Below are 26,018 nucleotides of genomic sequence, written 5' to 3'. Positions count from 1 at the left end.
CCCGCTAAAAAGCGGGGTTTTGGCTTAAAAACTAGCTTGTCGACACTTAGCTTTTCGATGCGTAGGCGTAGAGCAGGGTTTCCTGGGCGCTGATGGCATCGCTTTTACCTGGATCCTGAAGCTGGTAGCTGCCGTCGGTCTGTAGCAGCCAGCTCTGGCAGTTATCCACCATGTAGGTTTCGAGATCCTTGCGCACACGGGTGGCGAGCTTCTTATCCAGCAGCGGGAAGCACGTTTCAACACGGTGAAACATATTGCGCGACATAAAGTCGGCGCTTGAGCACCAAGTCTCCGATTTGCCATCATTGTGAAAGTGGAATACACGGGTGTGTTCAAGCAGACGGCCAATAATGGAGCGCACACGAATATTCTCGGAAACCCCCGGCACCCCAGGCTTCAAACAGCACATACCGCGAATAATCAAATCGCACTCAACCCCCGCCTGGGAGGCACGGTAGAGCGCTTTGATAAGTTTAGGCTCGGTTAACGAATTGCATTTAATGATGATATGGGCGCGTTTACCCTTGCGCGCTATTTGCGCTTCACGGTCAATCATTTCCACTAGCCGCTCGTGCAGCGTGAATGGCGCATGCAACAGCGTGTCAATTTTGCGTGCGCGGCCCATCCCCGACAGCTGCTGAAACACTTTATGCACATCGGCGCACAGCGCTTTATTGGCAGTCAGCAGGCTGTAATCGGTATACAGTTTGGCGGTTTTTGAGTGGTAATTACCGGTGCCGAGGTGCGCGTAGTAGCACAGCTCGCCTTTTTCGCGGCGTACTATATGCAGCATCTTGGCGTGAGTTTTGTAGGCCATAATGCCGTAGACAACGATTGCCCCCGCTTCCTGCAAACGAGAAGCCAGCTGTAGATTATCGGCTTCATCAAAACGCGCACGTAGTTCAATGACCACGGTGACTTCTTTGCCCTGGCTAGCCGCTTCTACCAGCGCGCTAACGATAGGCGAGTCTGAGCCCGTACGGTATAGCGTCTGCTTTATAGCCAGTACATGCGGGTCGCGGGCGGCTTCGCGCAGCAGGTCTTCAATCGGAGTAAATGATTGAAAAGGGTGATGGAGCAGAATGTCACTCTTAGCAATAGCATCGAACAAGCTGCCCGCTTTGAGCGCTTTCGGAATGCTGGGAGTAAACGGGCGATAGAGCAGTTCTGGACGGTCCACATCACCCAGAACTGACATCATGCGGGTTAAATTCACCGGCCCTTTGACCCGATATAAATCGTCGCTCTCAAGCTCAAATTGACGCAGCAGAAAATTAGTTAAGTCATCGGGGCAGCTGTCCGCCACTTCCAGCCGCACACCGCTGCCATAACGGCGTGCCAGTAGTTCGCCACGCAGCGCGGAAGCAAGGTCTGAGACTTCCTCAGGGTCAACGCTCATATCCGCATTGCGGGTCAAACGGAACTGGTAACAGCCGCGCACGCGCATGCCGGGAAATAGCTCATCGGCATGGGCATGAATCATCGAGGACAGGAACACATACTCGGAGAAACCCTCTTCGCATAACTCCTTCGGTAGCGCCATTAAGCGAGGCAGCGAGCGTGGGGCTGGTAGAATAGCCATACCTCCGGCGCGGCCAAAGGCATCTTTGCCTTCCAGCTCAACAATAAAGTTAAGACTTTTATTGACCAGACGCGGGAAGGGATGCGAAGGGTCGAGACCGATGGGGCTAATAACCGGCATAATTTCGTTATCGAAAAACGCCCGCGTCCAGGCCTTTTGTTGATCAGTCCACTGATCGCGACGGCGAAAGCGCAACCCATGAGTCTCCAGGGCGGGCAACAAGGTATCGTTGAGTATTTGATACTGGCGATCAATTTGCGTATGTGCGATCTGAGAAATCTCGGCCAATACGGCTTTAGGCAGTCGGCCATCGGCCGCGGTGGTGTCGTCGCCAAGGGCGATCTGGTGCTTTAATCCCGCTACGCGAATTTCGAAAAACTCATCCATATTGGATGAGAAAATCAGCAAGAACATCAAGCGGTTGAGCAACGGGTGGGCATCGTCTAGCGCTTGTTCCAGCACGCGGATATTGAACTGTAGATGCGACAGCTCGCGATTGAAGTAAAGCTGAGTGTCGTCAAGGTCGGTTTCAGGCAACGTGTCACGCGCTTGAACCCCGGTGGGGGTGCGGTTAATTCGTAGCGGCATATCGCCGTCGCTGCTGGTTTGATCAGTAGACGATAATGGTAAAGAATCTGTCGCTTGCTCGTCCATGGTGGATCTCCCCGCGTTGATGGCTCGAAGGTATCATAGCCTGATACTTGTATAGGAAGGCAGTATGCGGGGAGAAGATGACAAACAAGTGTCACCTTGTTGTCATCTTTGTCGCAGTAGTTTAGTGGCGCTGTAATAAACGCGCTGCGTCGAGAGCGAAATAGGTCAAAATTCCATCGGCACCTGCTCGTTTGAAGCACATCAATGATTCCAAAATCACCGGTTCCGCTTCCAGCCAGCCATTGTCGAAGGCGGCGCGATGCATGGCGTACTCACCGCTGACTTGATAAGCGAAAGTCGGCACTTTTAGCTCAGCTTTTACACGGCGAACGACATCCAGGTAAGGCATACCCGGCTTGACCATCACCATGTCGGCGCCTTCGGCGATGTCCATGGCTACTTCATGCAATGCTTCATCGCTGTTGGCAGGGTCCATTTGATAGGTGCGTTTGTCGGCTTTGCCCAAGTTGGTGGCTGAGCCAACGGCATCGCGGAAGGGCCCATAGTAGTGGGAGGCATACTTGGCGCTATAAGCCATAATCCGCACGTTGTGGAGATGTTCCTGTTCCAACACTTGGCGGATCGCGCCGATACGCCCATCCATCATGTCGGAAGGCGCCACCACGTCAGCGCCCGCTTCGGCATGGGAGAGTGCCTGTTTAAGCAGCGTATCCACCGTGCGGTCATTCTGCACGTAGCCGTGTTCATCAAGAATGCCGTCCTGGCCGTGGCTGGTATACGGGTCGAGCGCCACGTCGGTGATAATGCCGAGTTCGGGCAGGGCTGCTTTAAGGGCGCGCACGCTACGCTGTACTAAGCCGCTGGCGCTATAGGCCTCTTCGGCTAACTCAGTTTTGTGCTCAGGGCCGACAACTGGAAAAAGCGCCAACGCAGGGATGCCCAGTTGATAAGCTTCGCGGGCTTGCTCAATCAGTAGGTCGATCGAGAGCCGCTCCACACCGGGCATTGAGGCCACCGCTTCACGCTGGTTGTCGCCTTCCAGTACAAACACCGGCAGGATCAAATCTGACGGGCTAAGGCTGTTCTCCTGCATCAAGCGGCGTGAAAAATCATCGCGGCGCATTCGACGCATGCGTGTGGCGGGGAAGTGACGGGGGGTAGGTATGCTCAAGGGGTGTCTCCATTAAAGAACGCAAATGAGGGTGCCCGAAGGCCTGAATGGAGTATATCAGCCATACCCTGCGGCGAAAGCCGTCTTGTGGCAACAAGGTAGACTGACTAAAGTGAGCAATTGCTTTGCTGTATTGCAATCGGCAGACCCTGGGATAAGGAGATAGGCATGACCAAACAGGTGGCGGTGATTTTAGCTGGCTGCGGCGTTTATGATGGTTCAGAGATATATGAGACGACGTTAACGCTGTTGCGCTTGGATCAGTTGGGTATTGGTTACCACTGTTTTGCCCCGGATATAGAACAGCATCACGTTATCAATCACCTCACGCAAGAGGTGGCGGAAGGTGAACAGCGTAATGTGCTGCAGGAGTCTGCCCGCTTGGCGCGTGGAAACATCCGCCCATTGAGTGAGCTAGACGCTGATAACTTCGATGCAGTGATTGTGCCCGGTGGTTTCGGTGTCGCCAAAAATCTGTCGGATTTCGCCAGTGCCAGCGACAATATGCAGGTGCTGGAAGCACTAAAAGAGTCGCTGTTTGGTTTTCGTCAAGAGGCCAAACCCATTGGCTTGATGTGTATTTCCCCCGTACTGGTGCCCCGTCTATTGGGTGACGGTATTGCAGTGACCGTGGGTAATGATCCGGCGGTTTCCGGGGCGATTAGTGCCATGGGCGGGTTGCATCGCAGCTGTGCAGTAGAAGATATTGTCGTCGACCTTGAGCACCGCGTGGTGACCACGCCTGCTTATATGCTGGCTACGCGCATTAGTGAAGCGGCCACTGGTATCTTTAAATTGGTAGATCGTATTGCTGAAATGATGGATTAAGTACGCCGTTGCATTTTAGAACATCGTATTGCAGATAAGAAAGCCGTCGCCATGGTTAATGGCGACGGCTTTTTCAGTATCTGCGTGCTGCGCTGATCCGCTTAGAGATCGGCTTCGTGCTCTTCAGCAGCCTCTTTCTCTTCTTTGCGTTTGCGCACCAAACGGCCAAACAGTAGCCCTACTTCGTAGAGCAGGTACATGGGGATCGCCAGGAGGCTTTGGGAAATCACATCCGGCGGGGTTAGCAGCATACCGATGACAAAGCAGCCTAAAAGAATATAGGGACGTTTTTTAGACAGACTTTCCACCGTCGTGGCGCCAGAGAGGATAAGCAAGAAGGTCGCAATAGGAATTTCAAACGCTACCCCGAAAGCAAAAAACAGTTTAAGAACAAAGTTCAAATACTGGTTAATGTCGGTCATGATCGCGATGTTGTCAGGCCCGGTTTGGGTGAAAAACTCAAACAGCAGCGGAAAAACCACGTAATAGGCAAACGCCGCACCGCCATAGAACAGCGCAATGCTTGAGACCAGAATCGGGATCGCCAGTGCTTTTTCATTGTCGTAAAGCCCCGGCGCGATAAACGCCCAGGCCTGATGCAGCACAAAGGGAATGGCGATAAACACCGCGACGACCAGGGTAAGCTTAAATGGCGCTAAGAATGGCGAGGCCACTTCTGTGGCGATCATTTGCGAGCCTTCGGGCAGCAGATCCATTAACGGCTCGGCGACGAAGGTATAAATATCATTGGCAAATGAATAAAGGCCCAAAAAGACTACCAGAATCACGATCACGGCGCGCATCAACCGTGAACGTAGTTCAATCAGGTGCTCAATAAGAGGGGCTTGGCTTTGGTCTTCACGCGGCTCCTTTGAATCGCCAGACATACTCATTGGTGGTTACGATCCTTATTTGATGCAGCCTTTTGTGATTCAGTCGGCTCAGGTTCTATCGATGAAGGAGGCGTTTCTTCACGTACCGTTTGCAGGGCATCATCCAATCGGGAGCTCGCCTTGGCGACGCGCTGCTCTGTCTCGCTCTGCGTCGCTTTGGTTGCTGGCGCTGACCGAGGAGTAGAAGGGGTATCGGCAATACTCTCTACATCCAGCTTGGCTTTTTTCAAGCTATCGTCGAGCTTCTTCTGCTGTTCGTTAAGCTTTTGGCGTAACTCTTCTGCTTCAAGCTGAGCGCTAATTTCACGCTGCATGCCGGATACCGTGCGCTTGATTTTGCCAATCCACATACCCGTCGTGCGAGCGGCCCTAGGCAGCCGCTCCGGGCCAAGCACCAACAGCCCGACGATGCCAATGAGCATTAGTTCAAGAAAGCCGATATCCAGCATGGTTTATTTGCGCTCTTCGTTACGTTCGTTGGCGGCCTGTTTCTCTTCGGCTTGAACGTCATAAGTGTTGCCAGGCTCTTCATGGCTCACTTTGGCATGCGGTTGGTCAGCGTCTTCTTTATCCGTCTCTTTATTTTTCTCTTCATCGTGCATGGCTTTCTTGAAGCCCTTGACCGCCCCGCCTAGGTCGGTGCCCACATTACGCAGTTTTTTGGTGCCGAAAACCAGGATGATGATGCCCAGGACAATCAGCAACTGCCAAATACTAATACCACCTAACATATGCGTTTCCTCATGGGAGCAGGTTGACTATCTTTTTTCCAGCTTGGTTTTCACTATACGACAGTTTCTGTGACCGCTATGGCTGACGAGACGCTTTTTCTTCGTGCCCGGAAATGCCAACGCGTCGCGCCAGTTCGTCTAAAACAGCCTGATGATCCATCCCCAGGTGCGACAGCATCACCATACTATGAAACCACAGGTCGGCCGTTTCAGAAATCAACGCTTGGCGCTCAGCCTCACCACCGTGCTCCGCATCTTTTGCCGCAAGCACTGTTTCAGTCGCTTCTTCGCCAATCTTTTCGAGTATCATGTTCAAACCCTTATGATGCAAGGAGGCAACATAAGAATCTTCTGCTGCTGCGTGTCGCCGCTGCTTTAGTACCTCATTGAGAGTATCCAGCACAGACGCACTGTTTGTCGAAAAAGTGTTGGTTGGTAAATTGTCAGGCGATAATGAGTTGCTGTCCATGGGAATCCTTATAAACGTTTAATGCACTGCGCTATTGCCATACCAGCAGTAAGAGGCCAATCGCAGCGGCAGCCAGTATTGGCCACTCCTGGAGCTCAATCCAACCGCTTAATGGCTGCCAAGCCAGTGCCAGTGCCAGCAGAATCAAACCCAGGCGCAGGCGGTAAAGCCGCTTGCCCTGCCGCACCATCTGTACGCGCATGGCGTTAATGGAGTCCACCTGCTGATGACGTTGACGATGCTCATGCTCCATGCGGCTAAGCGCTTGGTGCGCGAGTACAGGCAATTCAGGTAGCTGGTGTGAAAGCTCCGGTGCCTGCCGCTTGAGTGATTCCCATAAACCGCTGACACCCGCACGCTCTTTCATCCACTGCTCTAAATACGGCTTGGCGGTGCTCCAAAGGTCCAAGTCAGGATAGAGCTGACGCCCTAAGCCTTCAATATTGAGCAGCGTTTTCTGCAATAGAACCAATTGCGGCTGCACTTCCATATTAAAACGTCGCGCGGTTTGAAACAGACCCAGGAGCACTTGGCCAAAGGAGATGTCTTTCAGCGGCTTCTCTAAAATAGGCTCGCAGACGGTGCGGATGGCTGCCGCGAACTCATTGGCGCGAGTATTTTCACCCACCCAGCCGGACTCAATATGCAGTGCGGCGACTTCGTAATAGTCTTGGTGAAAAAATGCCAATAAGTTGCGCGCCAAATAGTCCTGATCCTCTCGGGTCAGGCTGCCCACGATGCCGCAGTCGATGGCGATGTACTGCGGGTCTTCGGGGTTGTCACAGTTAACAAAGATATTGCCGGGGTGCATATCCGCGTGGAAGAAGTTGTCACGAAATACCTGGGTAAAGAAAAGCTCAACGCCGCGCTCGGCGAGCTTTTTAAGGTTCGTGCCACGAGCAATTAGCGTGTCTAAATCGGCGACCGGTATGCCGCGAATGCGCTCTTGAACCATCACGTGGCGGCGGGTGAAGGGCCAATAGATGGTAGGTACAAATAGCAGCGGTGAGTCTTTAAAGTTACGTTTAAGCTGCGAGGTGTTGGCGGCTTCTTTATAGAGATCCAGCTCATCAAACAACGTGGCTTCGTAGTCGCGGATGACTTCCACCGGGCGCAAACGTCGCGCTTCGGGGATTTTGGAAAATAGCTTGGCGACTTGGTACATCAGCGCCATGTCCTGACGCATGACGCGATCAATGCCGGGACGAATGATTTTTACCACTACGTCTTCACCGCCGTGCAGACTTGCTGCGTGTACCTGGGCAATCGATGCAGAGGCGAGCGGTACGTGGTCAAATTCAGCAAAGGCATCCGCCAGCGACATTTCCAGCTCTTTCTCGACGCGGGCAGCGGCAAGATCACCGGGAAAAGGCGGCACCTGATCCTGAAGGCGCTTTAGCTCATCGGCGATATCTGCCGGTAGCAAGTCGCGGCGGGTCGAGAGCATCTGTCCGAATTTAATGAAAATTGGCCCTAGCGCTTCTAGCGCCAAGCGCAGGCGTTCACCCCGCGATCGCTTGCCGATCGGCACCAGGCGTAACGGTGAAAACCACAGTAGCGTCCGCAGCCACCAGGGCAAGCGTTCCAGCGGCAGTAATGTGTCTAGCCGGTGGCGCGTGATTACCCAGCTAATCCGTAGCAGGCGCAGGCTCATGGGCGTGGCTCCTGAGAGGCGCTCTGCGGCGGTTGCGTCAGCTTGCGCTGCAAGCGGTTAAAGCGCGCTTCCAGACGATCGGTGGCGATTTCCAGTTCGGTTAAGTGATCGCGTAGCACGTTGCGCTGTTGCTGTCCGGGTAGCAGGCGGGCTTCTTCAAAGACATATTCAGAAACATCCTGCATCAGCTCATCTTTGGCACGCAGCCCCCAACGAGCGGCGCGACGCAACCCTTCGGCCAGCGAGTGAGCGGGCATATCGCCAAGCCAGTGGGCCAGCTCGCTTTCCCAATCAATGTCTAAATCGAAAAGCAGCTCGCGGGTCGCTTCAAGCAGATGGATGCGCCCACGCACGGCCAGTTTGCCATCGAACATTAGCCGCTCAATCGAGGCGCCGCTGATCCACTCTGAAAATGTTTCCGGAGTCAGCTCGACGACTGCATCTACCTCGGTTTCATCAACACCTTCGCCACGCATCAGGTCTAAGCCTGCGTGGTGATAGTGGATCACAAGCTCAAGATGTGGCTGCTCCAGGCGTATAAGCAAACGGCTGCCCACCAGCGCTGCCAGCCGTGCGGGGGCTGCCGGGTCGCGGGCGAGTAGGGCATTGAGCGTGCGTTCACATCCGGCCAACAGCAGGGTCGGGGTTACCAGCATGCTGGCCTCTGGGTCTGTAGCGTCTGAAGTCTCATAGCTTAATGCCGCGGTGTAGTGCAACGATACCGCCCGTCAGATTGGTGTACTCGACCCGCTCTAGCCCGGCAGCTTCCATCATGGCTTTGAGCGTTTCCTGGTCGGGGTGCATCCGAATCGACTCCGCCAAATAGCGGTAACTTTCGCCGTCCCCCGCCACCAGTTCGCCCATTTTGGGCAGCAGGCGGAAGGAGTACTCGTCGTAAGCCTTAGACAGCAAAGGGTTGTTGGGTTTGGAGAACTCTAATACCAACAGGCGCCCACCAGGTTTAAGAACGCGCGCCATAGAGCGCAGCGCAGCGTCTTTGTCGGTGACATTGCGCAGCCCAAAAGCGATCGTAATGCAGTCGAAGCTATTATCGGGAAACGGCAGGTTTTCGGCATTGGCTTGAACGTACTCTACGTTGCCGCCGACGCCGTTATCCATCAGCTTGTCGCGGCCGACTTTGAGCATTGAGGCGTTGATATCCGCCAGCACTACCTTGCCACGCGGGCCAACCAGGCGGGAAAACTTGAGGGTTAAGTCGCCCGTACCGCCAGCGATATCAAGCACGTGGTGACCAGGGCGCACACCAGCGCGCTCAATAGTCATGCGTTTCCAAACCCGGTGGATACCCATCGACATCAAGTCGTTCATTACGTCGTAGCGGGCGGCTACCGAGTGGAATACGTCAGCTACTCGTGACGCTTTCTCATCAACCGGTACTTCCTGGTAACCAAAATGAGTCGTGCGTTTTTCTGTGGGGCTCATTGGGCGGTAGCTCCCGAATTTTAGGCGATGGCAGATCGACCTTTGGTCTTTTGACTGAGGGCCGACGCGATTAAAAAGTTAGCGTCATTGTAGCCTTGTCCGCCCTGGCTTGTCTGCCTAGCGTCCCTGCCTAGTTTGTTGCAGGGGTGTGAGTCATGCCATCACAGTTGCTTGAATTGAATGCTGGCCGGCTCGCGCGAGGCACCGGCGTCTTCTAAGCGCTGTAAGTAATTGTTCCAGTAAGCTTCCTGGTGAGTAGCCAGATCGTATAAGTAGTTCCAGCTAAACAGCCCACTGTCATGACCGTCGTCAAAGTGAAGCTTCAGCGCGTAGTTGCCTGCCTGGGTAATATTCTGCAGGCCGACATCTTTTTTACCTACCTGGAGAACGGCGGTGTCGCCACCGTGGCCGCGCACTTCGGCAGACGGCGAATAGACGCGTAAAAACTCAACCGGGAGGCGAAAGCTCTCACCAGTGGAGTAGCCAAGTTCCAGCTCACGGGACTGCTTATGGTAGTGAACACGAGTGGGGGTAGGGGCGTTCATGATGAGACCTCATGGCTAAGTGTCCATGGCTAAATGTCATAGCAGCAAGCCCGCGAAGAGCGGGCTTGCTGTTGCTGACGATACCAGCGCTGATAATAACCGCAGGCGCAGCTTACAAAATATACCGCGACAGGTCTTCGTCGACCGCCAGTTCGCCAAGCTGGGCATTGACGTAATCAGCGTCGATGACCAGCGGGCTCTCCATATCGCCGCCTTTGAAGGAGGCTTCTTCTAACAACCGCTCCATTACCGTGTGCAGGCGGCGGGCGCCGATGTTTTCAGTGCCTTCATTGACCTGCCAAGAGATCTGCGCGATGCGCTCGATACCGTCGGGAGTAAACTCCACATCAAGACCTTCTGTCGCCAGCAGCGCCTGATACTGCTTGGTCAGTGAGGCAGAGGGCTCGGTGAGGATGCGTTTGAAGTCGTTCGGCGTCAGTGCATCAAGCTCTACACGGATCGGCAGACGGCCCTGGAGCTCGGGAATCAGGTCCGACGGGCGCGATAGGTGGAAGGCGCCAGAAGCGATAAACAGAATGTGATCGGTTTTGACCATGCCGTACTTGGTGGACACGGTGGAGCCTTCAATCAGCGGCAGCAGGTCGCGCTGAACGCCTTCGCGAGAGACTTCGCCACCGCTGGACTGGCCGCTGCCCTTGGCCACTTTGTCGATCTCATCCAGGAAGACGATGCCATGCTGTTCTACCGAGTAGACCGCGCGCGCCTTGATCTCTTCCTCGTTGACCAGCTTGCCCGCTTCTTCATCACGCAGCAGAACCAGCGCTTCTTTGACCGTTACGCGGCGATTCTCACGCTTCTGCTGGCCCATGTTGGAGAACATGCTCTGTAGTTGGCTGGTCATCTCTTCCATGCCCGGCGGGGTCATAATATCGATGCCTTGGCCATGAGAGGATATTTCAATATCGATCTCTTTATCGTCCAGTTGGCCTTCACGCAATTTTTTACGGAAGGACTGGCGAGTGCTGCCTTCTTCACGTGGCTTATCTTCCTGGCCACGGGGAGGCGGAAGAAGGGCATCTAGAACCCGATCTTCGGCGGCATCCGCGGCACGGTTGCCAACTTCTTCTTTCGCCTGTTCGCGCACCATCTTAATCGCGGCTTCCATCAAGTCGCGAATAATCGACTCAACGTCACGGCCAACATAGCCGACTTCAGTGAACTTGGTCGCTTCAACTTTAATAAACGGTGCTTTGGCCAGCTTGGCCAAACGGCGGGCAATCTCGGTTTTACCCACACCGGTGGGGCCAATCATCAGAATGTTCTTAGGCGTGACTTCTGGGCGCAAGTCGTCATCGAGCTGCATGCGGCGCCAGCGGTTACGCAGGGCAATTGCAACGGCGCGTTTAGCATCTTGCTGACCAATAATGTACTGGTCTAGAGCGTGAACAATTTCGCGGGGTGTCATCTGAGTCATATAAGTAACCTTTGTGGGCAATGAGCGGCGTTTGCGAGTCGCGTAAAGTGATTAGCGATCGTCAATCGACAGCTCTTCGAGCGTCACGTGATGATTGGTAAACACACAGATATCACCAGCGATCGCCAGCGATTTCTCAGTAATTTCACGCGCCGAAAGCTCGGTATTTTCTAACAGCGCTCGGGCGCTGGCCTGGGCAAAATTGCCACCAGAGCCAATCGCAATAATGCCGCGCTCAGGCTCGACCACATCACCGTTACCGGTAATGATCAGCGAGGCGCTATGGTCAGCCACAGCCAGCAGTGCTTCTAAACGGCGCAGCGCCCGGTCGGTGCGCCAGTCTTTGGCGAGCTCGACAGCTGCTTTGGTGAGATGGCCTTGGTATTTTTCCAACTGCGCTTCAAAGCGCTCAAATAGCGTGAACGCATCTGCGGTGCCACCGGCAAACCCGGCCAGTACTTTGCCGCGGTAGAGGCGGCGTACTTTGCTGGCGTTACCCTTCATTACGGTATTGCCCAGCGAAACTTGACCGTCGCCGGCGAGGGCGACCTGGTTACCACGACGAACGGAGACAATAGTGGTCATGGAGATAACTCCTTGGTGGGAGGCGCGCTCCCGATGACTGGCAGGTCACTTGCTCTTTAACATACTGCTTCTGGAAGCGACCATTGTGTAAGCGTTCACAACAAAATGCGGGCGGCTGATAAAAAATCAACCGCCCGCAGGGTGTTCAAGATGAGATTATTAGTTCTGTAGCTGGATAAGTAGTGGTTCGATACCCTGGGTGTTCATTAAATCCTGAGCGCGGTTCAGCTCGCGGGTATCCTCGTAAGGCCCTACTTGAACACGGTGCCAGGTATTACCATCCGCCTGGACTTCGCTAACTTCCGCCAACAGGCTTAAGTTGCGCAGTCGGCCGCGCAGCTGTACGGCGTCACTTGCCTCACGAAATGAGGCGGCCTGAAGCATATAACGCCCGGGAGTGTTGGTAGCCGCTTCACTCTCCTTGGCTGCTGAAATCTGGTCTTCAGGCCGGGTATTAGCGGCAATGACCTGGGCGATGGGGTCGTCGCTGGCCGAGCCAGAGGCGGTATCGCTCTCGGCCTCTTGCTCGGGAGCTTCCGGGCGCACAACGCTTGACGGCAGCGTGACGCCAGGGGCAATGACCTCGGTTTCCGGCAGTAGTGTATAAAACTCAAAGGTCGGCATTGATGGCTCAGCGGCCTCTTCGGTTTCCCGAGCCGCAGCGCGCTCCTCACTACCCGCGGGCTTGGGCAGAACCGTGGCCTGAGGCGCTTCGCTCTGCTCTTGCCAAGGCGCGGTGCCGTGCTGGTGTTGAGCCAAGAAAAAACCTGCCGCCATGCCGACCAAGCCCCATAGCCAACCAGGAAGGCGAAAGCCGCCACCAGAGCTACGGGGGGATTTGCGCTGCGAAGTGGCTCCACGGCGGGAGGCGGGCTTTTTACGCGGGCTAGCCATTGATTACATCTCCTCTGGGGCGCTAACCCCCATTAAATCAAGCCCATTGCGCAGCACTTGACGGGTAGCGAGGCCGAGTGCCAAGCGCGTGTTGCGTAGGGTGTCGTCCTCAACCATTACCTTGACGGCGTTATAGCAGGTGTGGAAGTCGCCGGAAAGATCGAGCAAATACTGGGCAACCTGCTGTGGTTCGCGGTTTCTAGCGGCGGTTTCCACCACTTCAGGGAAGCGCGCCAAGCGGTTAAGAACGGCTTTTTCCTGGTCGCTGTCCAGTAGGGCTAGATTGGCAATGGCTAATGCATGATCAAACGGCTGGCCGGCATCCTGTGCTTTGCGCAGCATGCTGCAGACCCGAGCATGCGCGTACTGAATGTAATAAACCGGGTTGTCGTTCGACTGCGAGCGCGCCAGGTCGATATCAAAGGTGAGCTGGGAGTCAGCGCGGCGGGCGGCGAGGAAAAAGCGTGTGGCATCGCGGCCGACTTCGTCGATCAAGTCGCGCACGGTGACATAGCTACCGGCGCGCTTGGAGAGTTTTACCTCGACGCCGGAGCGGGTGACCATCACCATCTGGTGGAGCACGTAGTCGGGCCAGCCTTTGGGAATGCCCACTTCCAGCGCCTGTAAACCAGCGCGCACACGGGTAACGGTGGAGTGGTGATCGGCACCCTGCTCGTTAATTACGGTTTTGAAGCCGCGCTGCCACTTGTCCAGGTGGTAGGCCACATCGGGTAGGAAGTAGGTGTAGCCACCGTCCTGTTTGCGCATCACGCGGTCTTTGTCATCACCGAAGTCGGTGGTGCGCAGCCACATGGCGCCATCTTCTTCATAGGTGTGTCCAGCGTTTACCAGCTTCTCAACGGTGGCATCCACCTTGCCATCTTCGTAGAGCGACGACTCTAAGAAATAGACATCGAACTCTACACCAAAGGCTTTTAAGTCGAGATCCTGCTCACGGCGCAGCCACGCGACGGCAAACTCTTGTATCGCGTCCAGGTCGTCAGGATCTTTTTTGGCGGTGACTTCGCGGTCATCGGCGCTGACCGTTTTACCTGCCAGGTAATCGTTGGCGACATCGACGATATACTCACCGCGATAGCCGTCTTCCGGCCAGCTGGCGTCGTCAGGGCCCAAGCCTTTTACACGCGCTTGTACCGAGCGGGCGAGGTTGGCGATCTGGGCACCTGCGTCGTTGTAGTAGAACTCGCGGGTCACGTCATAGCCGGTGGCTTCGAGCAGGCGGCATAAACAGTCACCAATCGCCGCGCCCCGGCCGTGGCCAACGTGCAGCGGGCCAGTGGGGTTGGCGGAAACGAACTCCACCTGCACTTTTTCACCCTTGCCGATCAGGCTGCGGCCAAAGGTATCGCCGCAGTCGAGTACTTGGGCAACGATTTGCGCCGCGGCATCGGCGGCAGCGAAAAAGTTGATAAAACCGGGGCCCGCGATCTCGGTATTCTGGATCGCGTCGCTTTCGGGGAGCGCGGCCACCAGCATAGTGGCTAATTCACGCGGATTTTTGCCTGCCGGTTTGGCCAGCATCAGCGCTAGATTAGTGGCGTAATCGCCGTGGGCTTTGTCTTTGGTGGGGTCGACTTTGATCGTGGGTTGAAGGTCGTTCGGCAGCACGCCTTGGTGCTTGAGCGCAGTGATCGCGCCTTCGAGCAGAGAAACTATCGTGTCTTTCATTTAGGTATCCGGGTGTCGTCGGTGGCGGCGTGTGCTAACGCGCAGCTGTAAAGGTGCGTCGATAAAGCGGCTATTATCAGCAATTGAGCCGCAGTTTCAAAGCCGCGTGATGGTGAGCCCCTCTTTAGGAGAGCGTTTGTGGGTCGATATCTATCGACCAGCGCACCTTGCGCGCCTCGCGATTCGCTTCCAACCACTGCACGAGCCAGCTGACGGCAGGGTGAAGTTGGCTACGCTTATTGGCCGCCAGCATGACATGTAAATGATAACGGTTTTGACGTCTTTCCATCGGTGCGGGCACCGGGCCCAGGCACCGGGTCGCCACGCGGGACTCTTTGAGCCACTGGCGCAAGGCCTGGGCGGCCTGCTGCGCCATGGCTAAGGCGGCCTCCTCCTTGGGGCTTTCAATCCGAAGTAGCGCCATAAAGCAGAACGGGGGCAGCTGGGCAATACGCCGCTCTTCCAGCATGTTGCGTGCGAGCGCCCCGTAACCGTGTTCAGCTAACTGGCCCAGATGAGGATCATCGGGGTGCAGTGTTTGCACGAGCACCCGGCCTGGATGAGCGGCCCGCCCCGCTCGCCCCGCCACCTGCTCAAGCAATTGAGCGCTGTGTTCCAGCGCGCGAAAATCAGCGGCGTACAGCCCGCCGTCGGCATTAACGACGACCACCAAGGTAACGTGGGGCAGGTGGTGCCCTTTGGCGAGCATTTGAGTACCGACTAATACGCACGGTTCACCGCGATGGATCTCTTTTAACACTTGCTCGAAGCTATCCTTCCGCCGTGTGCTATCGCGGTCAATGCGGTGGATGGTGGTCTTGGGAAACAGGGTCTGTAGCGTCTCTTCCGTGCGTTCCGTGCCGCTACCCAAGGCGCGCAGGTCGCCGCTAGCGCACTCGGGGCAGGCATCCGGCAGGGCGCGGCGGCTATCGCAGTGGTGACAGGCCAGTAGGGCGGGCTGACGATGCAGCGTCATGCGCGCGTCACACTGGCCGCACTCGGCCATCCAGCCGCAGGCGTGACAGGCAAGCGTTGGGGCAAAGCCACGGCGATTGATAAAGATTAGTACCTGTTTGCCTGCACTTAAGGTGCTTTTGATCGCCTTAATGGCGCCGGGCAGCAAACCGCCCTGGCGGCGCTGGTGGCGCAGGTCGATCAGTTCCAGCTTGGCCGGTGGGTGGCGGCTGGGGCGCTGGGTCAGGCGTAGATGGCGGTAGGCGCCGCTAAGCGCCTGATGCAGGCTCTCTAAGGACGGCGTGGCGCTGCCCATGAGCAGCGGGATTTTATGGTAATGCGCGCGCGCAACCGCAAGGTCGCGAGCGTGATAGCGCAAACCGTCGTGCTGCTTGTAGGAGCCATCATGCTCCTCATCGACAATGATCGCACCGGGGTTAGCCAATGGCGTGAAAATGGCCGAGCGGGTGCCGATAATAATCAGTGCCCGGCCGCTGGCAGCGGCTTCCCATACATCTAAGCGCTCAGGGTCGGTAAGGCCCGAATGCAGCGCCACCACGGGCACGCGAAAACGGCTTCTAAAGCGGGCCAGCGTTTGCGGCGTTAAGCCAATTTCCGGCACCAGCACCAGCGACTGCTTACTTTTGGCGGCCACTGCTTCAATCAGCTGCAGATAGACTTCCGTTTTCCCACTGCCAGTGACGCCTTCGAGCAAGCAGGGGTGATAACCCTCTAGCTTTTCATGCAGCGCGGCGAGAGCGGTCGCCTGTTCGCGGTTGAGCGGGAGCGCCGGGGCCGCGAGTAAGTTACCGCTTGGCGGTGATGGGGCGGTAAGAATATGTTCCTGGCTCGTGGCCAAGCCTTTCTTCTCCAACGCTAGTAGCTGGTCGCGGGCAAAGCCATGGGCGCTGACCGCACGACCGGGTAGGCCATGGGGGTGTTGGCGTAAAAGCGCATGCAGTTCTGCTTGCTTAGGCGCTCGGCTGAGGGTTTCCTGCGCGTCGTCACCTTGGGCCATCCAAAGTGTTTGCGTGCGACCGGCCATCGCGTGTCCCTGGCGTAGCCGCGCGGGCATGGCGTGGTGCAAGGTGTCGCCCAGGCTGTGCTGATAGTAGCGGGCGGCAAAGCGGCATAACCAGAGCCAGTCTGCTGGCAGCGGCGCGTCGTCCAGCGTCTCGCTGACCGCGCGCAATTGGCTGCGCGGCAGGTCGCTGTGGTCGGTAAGTTCCACGACCACACCGACGACTTCGCGGCGCCCAAAAGGTACCCGCACCCTCAACCCCGGCTGCCAACCGCAGGCTGGCGTCACGTTAGACGGCAAGTAGTCGAACAGGCGCCGCAGCGGTGAGGGCAGCGCTATTTTAAGTATTTGGTTAAGCACTTGAGGCGGTACCCGCGAAGAAACAGAATCAGGCAATTGGCCTCCGGCGTTAGTTTTGCTAGAATATGCGACCGCTCAATCTTAGCGATCTTATCGTAACGAAAGAGCGGCCAACCGGTTAGTAGTTTTTCCAAACCCGTATGCGGTGCCTGGCACGAGATCAGGTGGCGGCATATAGCTTCGTGAGGTTCGAGATGAGACAAGGTATCCACCCGAATTACAACACGGTCACCGCCAACTGTTCTTGCGGTGCTAATTTCCAGGTAGGTTCTACTTCAGGTCAGGACTTCTCTCTGGATGTGTGCTCCAACTGCCACCCGTTCTATACTGGTAAGCAGAAGCAAGCGACCACTGGTGGCCGCGTAGAGCGCTTCAACAAGCGTTTCGGCGCTGCTGTTAAGCGCGGCTAATCCAACTCGGATAGCCATATCGCAAGTACAGGTCGTACTTGCGCAAAACCCACGCCAAGGCGTGGGTTTTTTGTTGTCTCGCTAAAAACTGGCTATTTTTGTGGAAAAAATTTTCACAAATGCTGCGCTGATGTTGCGGTACAGCAATAAGCAAAGCGTTATGGCTAACGCCGTTTTACATAAGTTTCAGCAAATATCTGCGAAATGTGGCGAATATGAAGGTAAAATTCAGTTAAACGGGCGTTTTGATATGAGTTGACGGCACGCTTGAGGCGCATAGGTTTTTTCTATATTCTGAAACGACTTATCTACTTTATGTTAACTGGACTCTGACCATGACGGATGCAACTAAGCAGGCTGCTTTGGATTATCACGCAAAACCGATTCCCGGTAAGCTGTCGGTGGAGTTGACCAAACCCACCGCAACGGCACGGGATTTGGCGCTGGCGTATAGCCCAGGCGTGGCTGAGCCAGTGCTTGAAATCGCCAGGGATGCGGAAAATGCCTACCGCTATACCGGCAAGGGTAATCTGGTTGCCGTTATCACCGACGGCAGCGCTATTCTTGGCTTAGGTAATCTGGGCCCACTGGCGAGTAAGCCAGTCATGGAAGGCAAAGGCGTGCTGTTTAAGTGCTTTGCTGGCATTAACTCGGTGGATATCGAGGTGGATGCGGAAAGCCCACAGGCGTTTATCGATACCGTCGCGCGCATTGCCGATACCTGGGGTGGCATCAACCTTGAAGATATCAAGGCGCCGGAGTGCTTTGAAATTGAAAAAGCCCTGATTGAGCGCTGCAGTATTCCGGTCTTCCACGATGACCAGCACGGCACCGCGATTGTCACGGCGGCAGGCATGCTCAATGCGCTTGAGATCGCTGGTAAACGTATCCAAGACGTTAAGATTGTTTGCATGGGCGCAGGAGCGGCGGCGATTGCCTGCATGCGCCTGCTGGTCTCCTGTGGCGCAAGTAAAGACAATCTTGTGATGCTTGATCGCCGTGGTGTCATTCACACGGACCGCGAAGGCATCAACGAATACAAGGCTGAATTCGCCCGCGATACCGAGATGCGCACCTTGGATGATGCCATCGACAACGCTGACGTATTTATCGGCCTTTCCGGCCCGGGCCTGCTCTCCGCTGAACAGGTCAAGAAAATGGCGCCAGACCCAGTGATTTTTGCCTGCACTAATCCGGATCCGGAAATTCATCCTGACGTTGCCCGCGAAGCGCGCCCGGATGTGATCATGGCCACTGGCCGTTCGGATTTCCCGAACCAGGTCAACAACGTGCTGGGCTTCCCGTTTATCTTCCGTGGTGCGCTGGATGTTCGTGCTACACGCATTAACGAAGAGATGAAACTGGCCGCCGTGCATGCGCTGAAAGATCTGGCCCGAGAGCCGGTTCCTCAGGAAGTGCTGGATGCCTACGAGCGCACCGAGATGAGTTTTGGCCGCGAGTACATCATTCCCACGCCTGTCGATATTCGCCTGTTGGCGCGAGTCACCTCGGCGGTTGCCCAAGCCGCGGTTGACTCTGGCGTGGCGCGCAAACCGTTTCCTGCGCACTATCCGCTAACGTCTATCAACGACGTTTACGGTGGCTAATAAACCGCAGCATTCTGGTAACTATTTACGCCCGCTAATAAGCGGGCGTAAATGTTTGAGAGAGTATCTGTTTAGTTTTGTGAATAACGCGTTAGCCCTTCTTGAGCGGTAGAGGCCACTAATCGACCGTCGCGACTATAAATATGCCCCCGCGCCAGCCCGCGAGCGCCGCCTGCCCAGGGTGAATCGATAACATACAGCAGCCAATCGTCCAGGCGTGTGTCCTGGTGTAGCCATAAGGCGTGGTCTAGGCTGGCGATGCGCAGCTTGGGGTCGCGGTACTCGATGCCGTGGGGAATCAGGCTGGTGGTCAGCAGGTTGAAGTCAGAGGCGTACGAGAGCAGGTGGCGATGCAGGGCCGGGTCGTCTGGCAGTGTGCCTGAAAGGCGAAACCACAAACACTGGCCTGCAGGCGTGCCGTTGTCGGGGTTGCCCGTGAGATGCAAAAACTCAATGGGGTGGCCGGGAAAGCGGTCATGTTTGGCATCGCCGCTCTCTAGCAGCGCCTCGGGGGTGGCGACATTCGGCATGTCGCGCTGATGGCTAAAGCTTGCTTCCTCGCTCTGAAAAGAGGCGCTGCAGAAAAAGATCGGCCGACCTTTTTGAATGGCAGTAACGCGGCGGGTGGTAAAGCTGCCGCCGTCGCGAATGGTATCCACTTGATAGACAACGGGGCGATGGGGGTCGCCGGGGCGCAGAAAGTAGCCATGTTGAGAGTGCGGGCGACGCTCGTCTGGCACAGTGCGCGCGGCGGCCGCCAGCGCTTGGCCAAGAACCTGGCCACCGTAAAGCTGAGGAAAGCCTAGATCCTGGCTCTGACCACGAAATAGCGTCTCTTCCAGCGTTTCTAGCTCTAGTAACGCTACCAATTTGTTCAGCGCGTCTGTCATTCTCGGTATCCTTGCGGCTGTCTCTATCGAATGCGGTCGGTGAAAGAATGCTATCGGTGAAAGTAATGAGTTGCCACGGCGCCGGGCACCCCTTTCATACGATCGTTTTGCTACCTTAGCGGAGTTTACGTTTATGCGCAGCGATGAATTTTACATGCACCGGGCGCTTGACCAAGCCCACCTGGCCGCGGCGGCGGGCGAGGTGCCTGTAGGGGCAGTGGTTGTCGATGCGCAGGGAGAGATTATTGGTGTGGGGTGTAATGCGCCGGTGGCCAGCTGCGACCCTAGCGGCCATGCGGAAGTTCGTGCCCTACGCGAGGCGGGCAAGCACCAGGGCAACTATCGCCTTGAAGGCTGCACGCTGTTTGTCACCCTGGAGCCCTGTATGATGTGTGCGGGCACGATGATTCATGCTCGTCTGGCCCGCCTAGTCTACGGGGCCGCCGAGCCTAGAGCGGGCATGGTTGAGTCAAAGGCTAATCTGCTGACGCAGCCGTGGTTTAATCATCAGATCGCGGTGACCGGTGGGGTATTGGCCGCAGCCTCGCAAAAGCTGCTGAAGGGTTTCTTCGCCGCCCGGCGCAAGCAATTGAATCAGTAATACTGAATTGGAAATGCTACGACGCTGTTAATCAAGCGGCGGCACAAGTTCAAACAATACCAGCGGGTCATCGTTGACAGATGTTTGTTCTAGTTGAAAAAATTGCTGACGACTACGTTCCACATATTGAATCATTTCGTAATAACGACGGATGTTGCGTACGTATATCACCGGCTCACCGCCACGGGCGTAGCCGTGACGCGTTTGGCTATGCCATTCACGCTGCTGTAATAGCGGTAGCGCCGCGCGCACATCTTGCCAGCTGTCGGGGTCGCCGCCACGCATTTCCGCAATCTTACGCGCGTCATAAAGGTGGCCAAGACCCACGTTGTAGGCCGCCATGGCCATAAACAGGCGATCATCGCCGGTGATGCCTTCCGGTAAGCGGTCTTTAATACTGCGTAAATAGCGGGCACCGCCGTCAATGCTCTGGGCGGGGTCTGTGCGGTCCGTCACGCCCATTTCACCCGCCGTGGGGTTGGTCAGCATCATCAAGCCACGCACGCCCGTTGGCGAGACGGCATCTGGGTCCCAGTGGGATTCCTGATACCCCACTGCCGCTAATAACTTCCAGTCAAACTCTGTTTCGCGGGCAGCCTGCTGGAACAGTTCCGTGTAACGGGGCAAGCGTGCATCAAGGTGATCAAGAAAGGTGCGCGTGCCGACATACTCTAAATAGTCGTCATGGCCGAAGTAACGGCTTACCAGCCGATCAAGCGTGCCGCTTTCCTGAAGGTCTTGTAGGAAGCGATTGGCGGCTTCAAGCAATCCTAAGCCACGACCGCTAGGCACCGCCCATGCCATGGAAAGTGGGTCCCCGAGTATGAAACCACGTTCTACGTTGGGGAAAAAAAGCCGATTTAAACGAAACTGATGCTCGAAAATGACCGCGGCGTCCAGGGTGCCGTCCTCAACGCGTGCCAGCAGTTCGGCGACTTCAAGCTCGTGAGACTCTTTCCAGCTCAAGGTAGGATGACGCCGCTGAAGGTCGCGCAGCGCTTCATCGGTACCGGCTTCGCTGAGCGTACCAAGTTCTAAGCCGACAAGGTCGCTCGGCTCTTTAATGCCATTCAGACCGCGGCGGTAAACCACCAGCGGCTGCATTTGAATGATTGGGCGTGTGTAGTGGATGCCAGGGCTGTCAGGCAGTAATGGCAGCGCTGCCGCGCCCAGGTCGCCTTTTTCACGCACCGCCGGCAAGACGCTTTCTGGGTGGTGGCTGGCGTCAAGGTTAAGGCTCACTCCCAAGTAATCGGCAAAACGGTGCATCAGCTCGTATTCAAAGCCGGTAGGACCTTGGCGGCCTTCGTAATAGGTCGTGGGGGTGTTGCGGGTGTGAACGGTAATAAAGTCTTTTGTACCGATATGCGTTAAATGCTCGCCTGGGGGAACAAGAGAGAGAGTGGGCACCATGGTCAAAAGCGTAACGGCAGTTAACGCATAATAAGCGCTGGCACGGGCTATAAAATGTCGGCAAATCAACGTCAGCATGGCGTCTTGTCGGCATGAAACAAGCTGCCACGATACCCAGCCCGGGTCACGCTGTCACCTTGTTGATTTCGTGTGGTGGCTGGTTTCCAGTATCATAGGCGTTTTTCGCTATCATAAAAGCACGGCCGCCTAGCGGCCCGGTGATTTCCCTGCTCGAATTTCCCTGCTCTAGAGGCTTCAGGATATGCTCGAACTGCGAGGCGCGCCCGCCCTTTCTGCCTTCCGTTATGCTCGGCTGTTAACGGTGCTGCGTGAACGTGTTCCCGAGGTGGAAGCGCTGTCTGCCCACTATGTTCATTTCATCGATCTTAACGCTCATAACCACAGCAAGACGCTGGATGATACCGCCCACGCGCGTTTGGTGCAGTTGCTGGACTATGTGCCGGCTCACGCAAGCGTTGAGGTTCCGAAAAACGCCCAGCGTTTTTTAGTGGTGCCGCGTTTGGGTACCCAGTCGCCCTGGTCGTCTAAAGCGACCGATATCGCCCACAATTGCGGATTGCGCCAGATTAGCCGTATCGAGCGCGGCATCGATTATCGGGTCAGCTTTACCGACATGCCGGATGAAGAGAGCCTGAACGCGCTGGCGGCACTGCTGCATGACCGTATGACTGAAACCGTGCTATCCGATGCTTCAGACGCCGCTAAGTTGTTTGCCCAGCACGACCCGGCGCCGTTGGGTAGTGTGGATATTCTAGAAGGGGGCCGGGAAGCCTTAGCGACAGCCAACCAAGCGCTGGGGCTGGCGCTGGCAGAAGATGAAATTGATTACTTGGTAGATGCCTTCAACGAATTAGGGCGTAACCCCAGCGATGTTGAGCTGATGATGTTTGCCCAGGCCAACTCCGAGCACTGCCGTCACAAAATTTTCAACGCCGACTGGATCATCGACGGCGAGCCGCAAAGCCACTCGCTGTTCAAGATGATCAAGAACACCTTTGCGTCGTCGCCGGACAATGTGCTTTCCGCTTACAGTGATAATGCCGCTGTCATCAAGGGCAGCCAGGGTGGGCGGTTCTTTGCAACGCCGCTGACAGGAGCAGAGGACGAGCGTGCTCTTTACGCCACGCATCAGGAGCCTATTCACATCCTGATGAAGGTCGAAACCCACAATCACCCCACCGCGATTGCCCCCTTCCCCGGCGCTGCAACCGGCTCGGGTGGGGAGATCCGCGATGAGGGCGCCACGGGTATCGGCGGTAAACCCAAAGCCGGTCTGTCAGGTTTTACTGTCTCCAACCTGCGCATTCCTGAGTTCGTGCAGCCTTGGGAAGCGTTTGATTACGGCAAGCCGGGGCGCATGGAGTCGGCGCTTAACATTATGCTCGAAGGCCCGATTGGTGGGGCCGCGTTCAACAATGAGTTTGGTCGCCCCAATCTAACCGGCTATTTCCGCACTTACGAGCAGGAATCCCTGAACGAAGGCGGTATTGAGCGGCGCGGTTTCCACAAGCCGATCATGCTCGCCGGTGGTTATGGCAATATTCGTGCTCATCACGTCCAAAAGGGCGATATCCCGGTCGGTGGCAAGCTGATTGTGATGGGCGGCCCGGCGATGCTGATTGGTCTGGGCGGCGGTGCTGCCTCCAGCATGGCGTCCGGTACCTCCAGCGCCGATTTGGATTTCGCCTCGGTACAGCGCGAAAACCCGGAAATCGAGCGTCGCGCTCAAGAAGTCATAGACCGCTGCTGGGCGCTGGGCGATCACAACCCCATCCGCTTTATTCACGATGTGGGCGCAGGCGGGCTTTCCAACGCTTTGCCGGAGCTTGTCAAAGACGGCAACCGTGGCGGCCGCTTTGATTTGCGCGCGGTGCCAAATGCTGAGCCGGGCATGAGCCCGCTGGAAATCTGGTGCAATGAGGCGCAAGAGCGCTACGTGCTAGCCGTCGCGCCCGAAGACCTGGACACCTTTGACGCGCTGTGTAAGCGCGAACGTTGCCCTTATGCCGTAGTTGGTGAAGCGATGGAAGCGCACCATTTGGAAGTGCGCGATGGCCATTTCAGCAGCAAGCCGGTCGATTTGCCGATGAGCGTGCTGTTCGGCAAAGCACCCAAAATGCAGCGTGAGTTTGAACGCCACGATCCCGAACTCTCGGGCATGATGCTCGATAATCTTGACCTTCGCGAAGCGCTGGATCGGGTGCTGCGCCTGCCGACAGTCGCCTCCAAAAGCTTCCTGATCACCATTGGCGATCGCTCGATTACCGGCCAAGTGGCCCGTGATCAAATGGTCGGCCCCTGGCAGGTGCCGGTAGCCGATGTGGCGGTTACCACGGCAAGCTATGATACCCAGGCCGGTGAAGCCATGGCGTTGGGGGAGCGTCCGCCGGTGGCGTTGATCAACCCCGCGGCAAGCGCTCGCTTGGCCGTTGCCGAAGCAATTACCAATCTGGCGGCCGCGCCAATTGCCAAGCTTAGCGATATCAAGCTCTCCGCTAACTGGATGAGCGCTGCTGACCACCCCGGTGAAAATCAAGCGCTTTATGATGCTGTTTACGCCGTGGGCATGGAGATGTGCCCGGCATTGGGCATTGCGATTCCGGTGGGCAAGGATTCGATGTCCATGCGCACCGCCTGGACTGATGAGAACGACCAAGGTGAAAGCGAAGACAAGAGCGTAACGTCGCCGCTTTCGCTGGTCGTCACGGGCTTCGCGCCGGTCACCAATGCAATGGCAACGCTTACGCCGCAGATCAATCTGGATCAAGATGAATCTGATCTGATTTTGATCGACCTGGGCAGCGGTCAGAACCGCTTGGGTGGTTCTGCCTTGGCGCAAGTATACGGCCAGGTGGGTAACGACTGCCCTGATGTAGACGACCCGGAGGATATTAAAGCCTTCTTCGAGGTCATTCAGGGCCTTAACCGCGACGGTAAGCTATTGGCCTACCACGATCGCAGCGATGGCGGCCTGTTGGTCACCCTGCTGGAAATGGCCTTTGCGGCCCATGCGGGGCTTGAGATCAAGCTTGACTGGATGATCGATGAGCCGGTAGAGGCACTGAATGCGTTGTTCTCCGAAGAGCTGGGCGCGGTCATTCAGGTCAATCGTCAACACACTGAAGAAGTGCTGGCGCAGTTTGCCGTGGCCGGTATCGAAACCTGTGGCGTGATTGCTCGTCCCCGTTACGACGACCAAGTGCGCGTCACGCTATTTGAAGAGCCCTTGCTGGAAACCACGCGTCTGCTCACTCAGCGCACCTGGGCTGAAACCAGTTATCGCATGCAGGCGCTGCGCGATAACCCTGAGTGCGCCAAGAACGAATTCGACAACCTGCTCGATAGCCGTGATCCAGGGCTCTCCGCGACGCCCACGTTTGATATCAACGACGACATAAGCGCACCGTTTGTTAATACCGCTAAACCTGCCATGGCCGTACTGCGCGAGCAGGGCGTCAATGGCCAGGTGGAAATGGCCTGGGCCTTCGATAAAGCCGGGTTTGAAGCAGTTGACGTACACATGAGTGACATCCTTGAAGGGCGTGTTTCGCTGGATGAATTCAAGGGCCTTGTCGCCTGTGGCGGCTTCTCTTATGGCGACGTGCTAGGCGCAGGCGGCGGATGGGCTAAATCGGTGCTGTTCAACGAACGCGCCCGTGAACAGTTTGCGGCGTTCTTCGCCCGAGACGATAGTTTCTCATTGGGTGTCTGCAATGGCTGTCAGATGCTCTCTCAGCTCAAATCGTTGATTCCTGGCGCTGAAAATTGGCCGACGTTTGTGCGCAATGAGTCTGAGCAGTTTGAAGCGCGGGTCTCCATGGTGCGGGTTGAGAAGAGTCCTTCGATTCTGCTTGCCGGCATGGAAGGCTCCAAGCTGCCCATTGCGGTTGCTCATGGTGAGGGGCAGGCGGCGTTCCGTGACAGCGCTCATCTGCGTAGCATGCAGTCGAGCAGCCAGATTGCGCTTCGCTACATCGACAACTATGGCCAAGTGACGACCCGCTACCCGGCGAACCCTAACGGCTCGCCGTCGGGTATTACGGGGCTAACCACGCCCGATGGCCGCGTGACTATCATGATGCCGCACCCTGAACGTGTCGCTCGGGCGGTCACCAACTCTTGGCGTCCGGCGGAGTGGACTGAAGATGGTGCTTGGCTGCGCCTATTCCGCAACGCTCGCGTTTGGTTGGGCTAACGGATACACCCG

General features: G+C 56.3%; 22 protein-coding genes. 5 read left to right on the top strand and 17 right to left on the bottom strand.

Annotated features, from left to right (window positions below; all coding sequences use genetic code 11):
• Positions 1 to 46: 46 nt before the first annotated feature.
• Together ppk1 and hemB are read right to left on the bottom strand one after the other, a co-directional pair.
• On the bottom strand, positions 47 to 2,236 hold the full coding sequence (gene ppk1, locus CXF87_RS17630) for a polyphosphate kinase 1 (protein WP_035562061.1): 2,190 nt from the start codon (positions 2,234 to 2,236) through the stop codon (positions 47 to 49).
• A 121-nt stretch (positions 2,237 to 2,357) separates the two neighbouring features.
• Positions 2,358 to 3,368, bottom strand: a complete 1,011-nt coding sequence (gene hemB, locus CXF87_RS17625; protein WP_035562063.1) for a porphobilinogen synthase — start codon at positions 3,366 to 3,368, stop codon at positions 2,358 to 2,360.
• A gap of 168 nt (positions 3,369 to 3,536) precedes the next feature.
• On the opposite strand from hemB, the gene elbB reads away from it, so the two are divergent.
• Positions 3,537 to 4,196, top strand: a complete 660-nt coding sequence (gene elbB, locus CXF87_RS17620; RefSeq protein WP_101147571.1) for an isoprenoid biosynthesis glyoxalase ElbB — start codon at positions 3,537 to 3,539, stop codon at positions 4,194 to 4,196.
• Positions 4,197 to 4,297: 101 nt separating this feature from the next.
• Here elbB and tatC read toward each other — a convergent pair whose 3' ends face one another.
• From tatC to CXF87_RS17555, 13 genes are all read right to left on the bottom strand, one after another.
• Positions 4,298 to 5,089 carry a twin-arginine translocase subunit TatC gene (tatC, locus tag CXF87_RS17615; protein ID WP_101147570.1) on the bottom strand — a complete coding sequence of 264 codons (792 nt, stop codon included), beginning with the start codon at positions 5,087 to 5,089 and terminating at the stop codon, positions 4,298 to 4,300.
• Positions 5,086 to 5,538 (bottom strand): Sec-independent protein translocase protein TatB, encoded by a 453-nt coding sequence (gene tatB / locus CXF87_RS17610; protein ID WP_101147569.1) that lies wholly within the window; start codon positions 5,536 to 5,538, stop codon positions 5,086 to 5,088. The genes tatC and tatB overlap by 4 nt, the downstream gene beginning before the upstream one ends.
• Before the next feature lie 3 nt (positions 5,539 to 5,541).
• The gene (tatA, locus tag CXF87_RS17605) at positions 5,542 to 5,820 is read right to left on the bottom strand and encodes a Sec-independent protein translocase subunit TatA (RefSeq protein WP_035562075.1); all 279 of its coding nucleotides are present in this window, start codon (positions 5,818 to 5,820) and stop codon (positions 5,542 to 5,544) included.
• 76 nt (positions 5,821 to 5,896) lie between these two features.
• On the bottom strand, positions 5,897 to 6,289 hold the full coding sequence (locus CXF87_RS17600) for a phosphoribosyl-ATP diphosphatase (RefSeq protein WP_101147568.1): 393 nt from the start codon (positions 6,287 to 6,289) through the stop codon (positions 5,897 to 5,899).
• A gap of 31 nt (positions 6,290 to 6,320) precedes the next feature.
• Complete coding sequence (gene ubiB, locus CXF87_RS17595) at positions 6,321 to 7,943, bottom strand: ubiquinone biosynthesis regulatory protein kinase UbiB (protein WP_101147567.1); 1,623 nt, start codon at positions 7,941 to 7,943, stop codon at positions 6,321 to 6,323.
• Positions 7,940 to 8,599, bottom strand: a complete 660-nt coding sequence (locus CXF87_RS17590; protein ID WP_101147566.1) for a ubiquinone biosynthesis accessory factor UbiJ — start codon at positions 8,597 to 8,599, stop codon at positions 7,940 to 7,942. The genes ubiB and CXF87_RS17590 overlap by 4 nt, the downstream gene beginning before the upstream one ends.
• A 31-nt stretch (positions 8,600 to 8,630) precedes the next feature.
• Positions 8,631 to 9,386 carry a bifunctional demethylmenaquinone methyltransferase/2-methoxy-6-polyprenyl-1,4-benzoquinol methylase UbiE gene (gene ubiE / locus CXF87_RS17585; protein ID WP_035562085.1) on the bottom strand — a complete coding sequence of 252 codons (756 nt, stop codon included), beginning with the start codon at positions 9,384 to 9,386 and terminating at the stop codon, positions 8,631 to 8,633.
• Positions 9,387 to 9,547: 161 nt separating this feature from the next.
• Positions 9,548 to 9,931, bottom strand: a complete 384-nt coding sequence (locus CXF87_RS17580; protein ID WP_101147565.1) for a gamma-butyrobetaine hydroxylase-like domain-containing protein — start codon at positions 9,929 to 9,931, stop codon at positions 9,548 to 9,550.
• Between the two features lie 112 nt (positions 9,932 to 10,043).
• Positions 10,044 to 11,366: an ATP-dependent protease ATPase subunit HslU gene (hslU, locus tag CXF87_RS17575; RefSeq protein ID WP_035562091.1), complete on the bottom strand. Its 1,323-nt coding sequence runs from the start codon at positions 11,364 to 11,366 to the stop codon at positions 10,044 to 10,046.
• Between the two features lie 51 nt (positions 11,367 to 11,417).
• Positions 11,418 to 11,951 carry an ATP-dependent protease subunit HslV gene (gene hslV, locus CXF87_RS17570; RefSeq protein ID WP_035562093.1) on the bottom strand — a complete coding sequence of 178 codons (534 nt, stop codon included), beginning with the start codon at positions 11,949 to 11,951 and terminating at the stop codon, positions 11,418 to 11,420.
• Positions 11,952 to 12,110: 159 nt separating this feature from the next.
• Positions 12,111 to 12,845, bottom strand: coding sequence for an SPOR domain-containing protein (locus CXF87_RS17565; protein WP_101147564.1), 735 nt, complete (start codon positions 12,843 to 12,845; stop codon positions 12,111 to 12,113).
• A 3-nt stretch (positions 12,846 to 12,848) separates the two neighbouring features.
• Entirely contained in the window at positions 12,849 to 14,534 is a 1,686-nt protein-coding gene (argS, locus tag CXF87_RS17560; protein WP_101147563.1) for an arginine--tRNA ligase, read from the bottom strand.
• Between the two features lie 124 nt (positions 14,535 to 14,658).
• Positions 14,659 to 16,905, bottom strand: a complete 2,247-nt coding sequence (locus tag CXF87_RS17555) for a primosomal protein N' (protein WP_198556132.1) — start codon at positions 16,903 to 16,905, stop codon at positions 14,659 to 14,661.
• A gap of 158 nt (positions 16,906 to 17,063) precedes the next feature.
• Between CXF87_RS17555 and rpmE the strand changes: the two genes are divergently transcribed.
• The gene (rpmE, locus tag CXF87_RS17550; RefSeq protein ID WP_035562478.1) at positions 17,064 to 17,279 is read left to right on the top strand and encodes a 50S ribosomal protein L31; all 216 of its coding nucleotides are present in this window, start codon (positions 17,064 to 17,066) and stop codon (positions 17,277 to 17,279) included.
• A gap of 335 nt (positions 17,280 to 17,614) precedes the next feature.
• Positions 17,615 to 18,886, top strand: a complete 1,272-nt coding sequence (locus CXF87_RS17545) for a malic enzyme-like NAD(P)-binding protein (RefSeq protein WP_101147562.1) — start codon at positions 17,615 to 17,617, stop codon at positions 18,884 to 18,886.
• Positions 18,887 to 18,957: 71 nt separating this feature from the next.
• On the opposite strand, the gene CXF87_RS17540 is transcribed toward CXF87_RS17545, so the two are convergent.
• Positions 18,958 to 19,776: an acyl-CoA thioesterase gene (locus CXF87_RS17540; RefSeq protein ID WP_101147561.1), complete on the bottom strand. Its 819-nt coding sequence runs from the start codon at positions 19,774 to 19,776 to the stop codon at positions 18,958 to 18,960.
• A gap of 133 nt (positions 19,777 to 19,909) precedes the next feature.
• Here CXF87_RS17540 and tadA point away from each other — a divergent pair, with 133 nt between their 5' ends.
• Positions 19,910 to 20,377 (top strand): tRNA adenosine(34) deaminase TadA, encoded by a 468-nt coding sequence (gene tadA, locus CXF87_RS17535; protein ID WP_101147560.1) that lies wholly within the window; start codon positions 19,910 to 19,912, stop codon positions 20,375 to 20,377.
• 27 nt (positions 20,378 to 20,404) lie between these two features.
• Here tadA and mltF read toward each other — a convergent pair whose 3' ends face one another.
• Positions 20,405 to 21,868 (bottom strand): membrane-bound lytic murein transglycosylase MltF, encoded by a 1,464-nt coding sequence (gene mltF / locus CXF87_RS17530; RefSeq protein WP_101147559.1) that lies wholly within the window; start codon positions 21,866 to 21,868, stop codon positions 20,405 to 20,407.
• A gap of 184 nt (positions 21,869 to 22,052) precedes the next feature.
• Between mltF and purL the strand changes: the two genes are divergently transcribed.
• On the top strand, positions 22,053 to 26,006 hold the full coding sequence (gene purL / locus CXF87_RS17525) for a phosphoribosylformylglycinamidine synthase (RefSeq protein WP_101147558.1): 3,954 nt from the start codon (positions 22,053 to 22,055) through the stop codon (positions 26,004 to 26,006).
• The last annotated feature ends 12 nt before the right edge of the window (positions 26,007 to 26,018 follow it).

This window comes from Halomonas sp. MES3-P3E (assembly GCF_002836035.1).
Lineage (GTDB): Bacteria > Pseudomonadota > Gammaproteobacteria > Pseudomonadales > Halomonadaceae > Vreelandella > Vreelandella arctica.
Note: the sequence above shows the minus strand (reverse complement) of the source record. Positions and strands in the feature narration are given on the sequence as shown.

Bases quoted from the DNA above. Each gene is read 5' to 3' on its own strand.
- hslU (WP_035562091.1), bottom strand. From the start codon at position 11,366: ATGACTCAGATGACACCCCGCGAAATTGTTCACGCTCTAGACCAGTAC.
- CXF87_RS17545 (WP_101147562.1), top strand. From the start codon at position 17,615: ATGACGGATGCAACTAAGCAGGCTGCTTTGGATTATCACGCAAAACCG.
- tatB (WP_101147569.1), bottom strand. From the start codon at position 5,538: ATGCTGGATATCGGCTTTCTTGAACTAATGCTCATTGGCATCGTCGGG.
- ppk1 (WP_035562061.1), bottom strand. From the start codon at position 2,236: ATGGACGAGCAAGCGACAGATTCTTTACCATTATCGTCTACTGATCAA.
- CXF87_RS17540 (WP_101147561.1), bottom strand. From the start codon at position 19,776: ATGACAGACGCGCTGAACAAATTGGTAGCGTTACTAGAGCTAGAAACG.
- CXF87_RS17565 (WP_101147564.1), bottom strand. From the start codon at position 12,845: ATGGCTAGCCCGCGTAAAAAGCCCGCCTCCCGCCGTGGAGCCACTTCG.
- CXF87_RS17600 (WP_101147568.1), bottom strand. From the start codon at position 6,289: ATGGACAGCAACTCATTATCGCCTGACAATTTACCAACCAACACTTTT.
- elbB (WP_101147571.1), top strand. From the start codon at position 3,537: ATGACCAAACAGGTGGCGGTGATTTTAGCTGGCTGCGGCGTTTATGAT.
- tatC (WP_101147570.1), bottom strand. From the start codon at position 5,089: ATGAGTATGTCTGGCGATTCAAAGGAGCCGCGTGAAGACCAAAGCCAA.
- mltF (WP_101147559.1), bottom strand. From the start codon at position 21,868: ATGCTGACGTTGATTTGCCGACATTTTATAGCCCGTGCCAGCGCTTAT.
- argS (WP_101147563.1), bottom strand. From the start codon at position 14,534: ATGAAAGACACGATAGTTTCTCTGCTCGAAGGCGCGATCACTGCGCTC.
- ubiE (WP_035562085.1), bottom strand. From the start codon at position 9,386: ATGAGCCCCACAGAAAAACGCACGACTCATTTTGGTTACCAGGAAGTA.
- tatA (WP_035562075.1), bottom strand. From the start codon at position 5,820: ATGTTAGGTGGTATTAGTATTTGGCAGTTGCTGATTGTCCTGGGCATC.
- CXF87_RS17590 (WP_101147566.1), bottom strand. From the start codon at position 8,599: ATGCTGGTAACCCCGACCCTGCTGTTGGCCGGATGTGAACGCACGCTC.
- hslV (WP_035562093.1), bottom strand. From the start codon at position 11,951: ATGACCACTATTGTCTCCGTTCGTCGTGGTAACCAGGTCGCCCTCGCC.
- purL (WP_101147558.1), top strand. From the start codon at position 22,053: ATGCTCGAACTGCGAGGCGCGCCCGCCCTTTCTGCCTTCCGTTATGCT.
- tadA (WP_101147560.1), top strand. From the start codon at position 19,910: ATGCGCAGCGATGAATTTTACATGCACCGGGCGCTTGACCAAGCCCAC.
- ubiB (WP_101147567.1), bottom strand. From the start codon at position 7,943: ATGAGCCTGCGCCTGCTACGGATTAGCTGGGTAATCACGCGCCACCGG.
- CXF87_RS17580 (WP_101147565.1), bottom strand. From the start codon at position 9,931: ATGAACGCCCCTACCCCCACTCGTGTTCACTACCATAAGCAGTCCCGT.
- rpmE (WP_035562478.1), top strand. From the start codon at position 17,064: ATGAGACAAGGTATCCACCCGAATTACAACACGGTCACCGCCAACTGT.